Here is a 5,414-nt window from a genome sequence, read left to right as displayed (position 1 = left end):
GGGGCGGGTTATTAAAAACAGTCCTGGGGAATTGATAATTAACTGGGGAACCCGCTCCTCCCCTACAATTGCTAATATGGCTGGGGCGGGTTATTAAAAACAGTCCTGGGGAATTGATAATTAACTGGGGAACCCGCCCCTACCATTATATTCATGATTTTCGATTTCGGCTAAATACTTATCTTTTTCAGCCTGACTCAGAAAGGAAGCCATAAAAGAATTTTTGGCTAACTGTATCAGTTGAGAATTGGTAAAATTCAAAGCCTCTTGAACAGCGAGATAATTTTCATTAATATAGCCGCCAAAATAAGCGGGGTCGTCCGAATTAATAGTTACACACAAACCCAACTCTAGCAATTGTTTAACATTATGGGAGTTGATATCAGGAAAAACCCCCAACTTAACATTAGACAATGGACAGACAGTTAAAGGGATTTGTTGTTGTGCCAAATAAGTAACCAATGCCGGGTCTTCTGTACAGCGCACACCGTGATCAATCCGGGATACCTGCAATAAATTAATTGCTGACCAAATATAATCAGCGCCTGCTTCTTCTCCTCCATGGGCGACAGTTAAAAATCCCTCGGATTTGGCTCGTTCAAATACCTGTTGAAATTTACTAGGTGGATTGTGCAATTCCGCCGAATCCAAACCGACAGCAATAATGCCATCTTGGTATGGTAAGGCTTGTTCAAGGGTATTCATAGCGGCTTCTGCGCTTAAATCTCGCAGAAAACAAAGAATTAAGTGTGAGGAGATATTTAGATAGGTTTTGGCATCTTGTAGGGCTGACTGTATGCCATGGTATACCACCGGGAAATCAATACCGCGATCGCCATGAGTTTGGGGGTCAAAAAATATTTCCGTGTGGCGGACATTCTGCTGATAGCATTTTTGTAAATAAGCCCAAGTCAAATCATAAAAATCCTGGTCAGTGCAGAGGACCTGAGCCCCCTGATAATATAAATCCAGAAAGGATTGCAAATTCGATAAATGATAGGAATTTTGCACATCTGCCACTGACTCAAAAGGTAAAGATAGATGATTTCGTTGAGCCAGGTCAAACATCATCTGTGGTTCTAAAGTACCTTCGATGTGAAGATGTAGTTCCGCTTTGGGGAGACCATAAATAAACTGATTCATATTAGCCTAGGGAAAGCCGTTAACTGTCAATGATAACCTGAAACCAACTAACAAATAACAGAATTAACCAATAACTCCGTACTGGTGATAGATTAAAGTTCCCATATCAATGGTAAGCTAGTCACAGAGTCCTACGGTATGACTCAATGTTTCTCTTGTTACTCCCACACTAAAGCAATGGCACCTAAAATTATTGTTCTGGATGATGACCCCACCGGTTCCCAAACTGTTCATAGTTGTCTGTTGTTGACACAATGGGACGTAGAAACCCTACGGCTGGGACTGAGTGACCAGTCTCCCATATTCTTTATCTTAACGAATACCAGAGCATTAACCCCAGAAGCAGCAGCCACAGTTACACGAGAAGTTACCCATAATCTGAAAATGGCGATCGCCGCCGAGTCTATCCAAGATTTCCTAGTAGTGAGTCGGTCTGACTCCACCCTACGGGGTCACTATCCCATAGAAACCGATGTAATTGCCGAAGAATTAGGCCCCTTTGACGCTCATTTTTTAGTTCCCGCCTTCTTTGAGGGGGGACGGATAACCAAAGGGGGAACCCACTACCTGAAAATAGACGGCGTTGATACCCCTGTACACGAAACGGAATTTGCTCGCGATTCAGTATTCAGCTACCATCATTCCTACCTACCCGATTATGTAGCCGAAAAAACCCAAGGACGCATTAAAGCCGAAGCTGTCCAAATTTTCACCTTGGGGGACATTCGCAACGGGACCCTAGACCGACTGATGCAATTCAGTGATAATCAATGTGTGGGAGTTGACGGCGAAACCCAAGGCGACCTAGACCAATTCGCCTCCGATATCCTAGCCGCCGCCAGCAAAGGAAAACGTTTCCTCTTCCGCAGCGCCGCCAGTATCCTCACATCCCTAGCCTCCCTCGGTCCCCAACCATTACCACCGGAGTCTATGGGAAAATATACCCGAAATAATCAACCGGGAGTGGTGTTGATGGGTTCCCATGTGAAAAAGTCTACTCAACAGCTTGAACAGTTATTGAAAGAATCAGATATCGTCGGGGTTGAGGTAGATGTGTCTCACCTGTTAGATGATAATCCCTCTCTACGTCAAGAGCTACTTAGCCAAATTAGCGATCGCATCCATCAAATCCACCAACAGGGTCAAACCCCTGTAGTGTACACCTCTCGCCAAGAAATCACCTTTGAGAATACCCAAGTCCGCTTAGAATTTGGGGCGGCGGTTTCAGATTTGTTAATGGATATTGTCCGGGGTTTACCAAAAGATATTGGATTTTTGATTAGCAAGGGAGGCATCACCTCCAATGATGTCCTTAGTAAAGGTCTAAGTCTCCCCACCGCGCGACTCTTGGGACAGGTTATGGCTGGTTGTTCAATGGTGAAAACCCCCGCATCACATACCCAATTCCCTAATCTTCCCGTTGTCCTGTTTCCAGGTAATGTGGGTGATGCTAACGGGTTAGTCACTGTCTATCAACGACTCAAAAACCATTGATTGAGGTGCTACACCTGATCAGATACATCAGATAGATCAGTCTCTCCCACCTCCGATGAGTTTTTGCCGTTACCTGGGAGTTCCAAACAGTAACCAGCACCATAAACGGTTTTGATGTAGCGAGGATGACGTGGGTCTGGTTCCATTTTGGTGCGTAAATGGCGAATATGAACCCGGATAGTTTCGATATCATCGTCCGGGTCATAGCCCCAAACTTCCTTGAGAATTTCACTGGGGGCTACGGTTTGACCGTGACGTTGTAGCAAACAGTGCAGTAACTCAAATTCTAGGTGAGTTAGTTTGACTGTCTGATCAAACCAGATCGCCTCGAACCTTTCGGGAACTAGGGTAAGAACTCCATAACTGAGGATCTCGCTGTGTTTAGCCGCTTGCGGAATGCGATCGGTGCGTCGCAATAGCGCGCGGACACGAGCCAGCATTTCTTCGAGTTCAAAGGGTTTAGTTAAATAATCATCAGCCCCAGCGTTAAAGCCTTCCACTTTATCCTGGGTTTGTCCCAAAGCTGTCAACATCAAAACCGGGATCTCTCCGGTGCGTTCATCTCGGCGTAGACGCTGACAGACGGTGAACCCATCGACTTTGGGCAACATTAGGTCTAAAATAATCAGGTCTGGCAGTAGTTGCAGCGCTAGTGCTTGTCCTACTATACCATCGGGGGCGAGGGTGACTTCATAACCAGCCATCTCTAGGTTAATCGCCACCAGCTCTGCGATCGCGGGATCATCATCAATCACTAAAATTCGGGGCATTATCTAAAACTCTGTCTAAGGTTTTCAGCTTTAACCGCCTATAGGGACTAATCCTTCCCTTCCAGGGAGGCTATGCGAACAGCAAAAAGTAGGGGTCGAGAGAGATGTCGCCATCTCCCCCTCCCATACAGAACCGTACTTGAGACTTTCACCTCATACGGCTCCTAATTTGACCGTCTCCTTGTTAAGAGTACAGCATCATCTCTTCATCAAGAGCTGTTTTATTGTCGTGACAATGGCGATGTAATAATTGAATATTCTTGTATTCATCCTTTCCGCCATGGCTTCTAGGTACAATGTGGTCTATTTCAATTAAATCTGATGGGGTAAAGTATTGCCCGCACCAGGTACATCTACCTTTTTGCTTTTTGAGTAGTTTTGCTACATTATTTGGCGTGCCGATTGCTTGTCCTTTCCTGGTTGCCCAATAAGTCCAATTTCCGTCGTATGGTGTTGCGTCAGGGCGTATTAAAGTATGTCTAACAATTGGAGTCCAATTGTGTTTGAATAGATGTAACCCATCTTTGGTTTGGAACAGCCAATTTTCGTGTCTTTCTTTCCCATTGCTAAGTTTAATTGTTCCATGTCTGAAATAATTACTTAGTTTTTCGTAACTTGCCTTTCCGCATCTTGATACTGTCCATGCCCTTAACATTTGCCAGACTGTTTTGTCTAGCTTATTGAAGGTCTCTGTTGAGACTACCGCTGAATAATAATTTGACCATCCCCGAATAATCGGGTTTAGTTTACTAATCAAGGCTGATTGAGGTGCTGTTCTATGTTGTTTGATTACACCTTTTATCACTTCTATATGGGCTTTAACTGCTTTATGGCTGGGTTTTATGTGGGTTTTATGTCCGATTAATCGGCTTGCTGCCCCGCCTGTTTTCCCAGATTTGTATTTTCCTGCTGGATATTGCCTGATATTGAATCCGAGAAAGTCAAACCCTGGATTCTCTGTTTTACCGTCATACTCAATAGTTTTGAGTGTATGACAGATTCGAGTCTTTTCAGGTTTTATTTCTAGTCCTACAGGTTTTAGCCATTCAGAAATAGCAGTTTTGCACTGTTCAATGATTCCTAGGTCTTTGGAGATGACCACAAAATCATCGGCATATCTTATAAGGTTCACCTGGGTGGCTGTGCCTTTATTTGGATACATTCCTTTAACTAGCCTTTCCATTCCCAACAGTGCGATGTTGGCGAGTATTGGACTTATTACCCCTCCTTGGGGTGTCCCTGCTTCTGTATCCTCAAATACACCGTTATCTAGCACACCTGCTTTGAGCCATTGCTTCAGGTCTCTTTTTAGGTTGCTTGGACAATGAATTTTTGACAGTAGGTAGTCATGGTTTATTCGGTCAAAGCATTTCGCTATATCAGCATCTAGCGCGTAGTATTCACCATTGTTAATACTCAGGTAAATCCTGCTTATTGCATCTTGGGCTGACCGTCCAGGACGGAACCCATAGCTAGTGCCCTCAAATCTCGATTCCCATTCCGGTTCGAGAGCCGACTTAACCAAGGCTTGCCTTGCTCTATCTTGGATTGTGGGTATGCCTAGTGGGCGTTTTTCATCCCTACCAGGTTTTGGAATCCACACCCTTCGCAGTGGTTTTGCTTTGAGGTTTCCCTTAATGTTTTTGACAATTTCTAACCTTTGTCTTGGAGAGATTGCTCTTACTCCATCAACCCCGGCTGTTTTCTTGCCTTGATTATCTTGGGTCACTCGCCGCACTGCTAAGAGCCGGGCATAATACGATTTCACCAATAGACGTTGCAACCTTCTTACCTTTGCATCTTGTCCCGATTTAGCTGCTTGGAATATACTCTTTTGGAGCTTGAAAACTTTCCGTTGAACCTTAGTCCACGGGATTGCTCTCCATGCGTTGTTCGTAGTCTTGATTGGTTTGGGTTTACCAAATCCTTTCTTTAAACTCGCTATCGCCATTTTGACTCCTACTAGACTCTATTCTTACAATCAAACCGTGACCTGTTAGCATATCC

The 5,414-nt window shown here is 44.5% G+C and carries 4 protein-coding genes; 1 reads left to right on the top strand and 3 read right to left on the bottom strand.

Going from position 1 to position 5,414, the window contains the following annotated elements; genetic code table 11:
- Positions 1 to 120: 120 nt before the first annotated feature.
- Complete coding sequence (locus P5674_RS17325) at positions 121 to 1,143, bottom strand: adenosine deaminase (protein ID WP_006616348.1); 1,023 nt, start codon at positions 1,141 to 1,143, stop codon at positions 121 to 123.
- 177 nt (positions 1,144 to 1,320) lie between these two features.
- Between P5674_RS17325 and P5674_RS17320 the strand changes: the two genes are divergently transcribed.
- Positions 1,321 to 2,637: a four-carbon acid sugar kinase family protein gene (locus tag P5674_RS17320; RefSeq protein ID WP_035736448.1), complete on the top strand. Its 1,317-nt coding sequence runs from the start codon at positions 1,321 to 1,323 to the stop codon at positions 2,635 to 2,637.
- An 8-nt stretch (positions 2,638 to 2,645) separates the two neighbouring features.
- Here the strand turns inward: P5674_RS17320 and P5674_RS17315 are convergent, their stop codons facing one another.
- Both P5674_RS17315 and ltrA read right to left on the bottom strand, forming a co-directional pair.
- Entirely contained in the window at positions 2,646 to 3,407 is a 762-nt protein-coding gene (locus P5674_RS17315) for a response regulator transcription factor (protein ID WP_006616346.1), read from the bottom strand.
- A 184-nt stretch (positions 3,408 to 3,591) separates the two neighbouring features.
- The gene (ltrA, locus tag P5674_RS17310) at positions 3,592 to 5,358 is read right to left on the bottom strand and encodes a group II intron reverse transcriptase/maturase (protein WP_315670130.1); all 1,767 of its coding nucleotides are present in this window, start codon (positions 5,356 to 5,358) and stop codon (positions 3,592 to 3,594) included.
- Positions 5,359 to 5,414 lie beyond the last annotated feature (56 nt).

This window comes from Limnospira sp. PMC 289.06 (assembly GCF_032350395.1).
In the GTDB taxonomy this organism is placed as follows: domain Bacteria; phylum Cyanobacteriota; class Cyanobacteriia; order Cyanobacteriales; family Microcoleaceae; genus Limnospira; species Limnospira platensis.
This window is presented reverse-complemented; position numbering and strand designations above follow the sequence as displayed.

Bases quoted from the DNA above. Each gene is read 5' to 3' on its own strand.
- P5674_RS17325 (WP_006616348.1), bottom strand. From the start codon at position 1,143: ATGAATCAGTTTATTTATGGTCTCCCCAAAGCGGAACTACATCTTCAC.
- P5674_RS17320 (WP_035736448.1), top strand. From the start codon at position 1,321: ATGGCACCTAAAATTATTGTTCTGGATGATGACCCCACCGGTTCCCAA.
- P5674_RS17315 (WP_006616346.1), bottom strand. From the start codon at position 3,407: ATGCCCCGAATTTTAGTGATTGATGATGATCCCGCGATCGCAGAGCTG.
- ltrA (WP_315670130.1), bottom strand. From the start codon at position 5,358: ATGGCGATAGCGAGTTTAAAGAAAGGATTTGGTAAACCCAAACCAATC.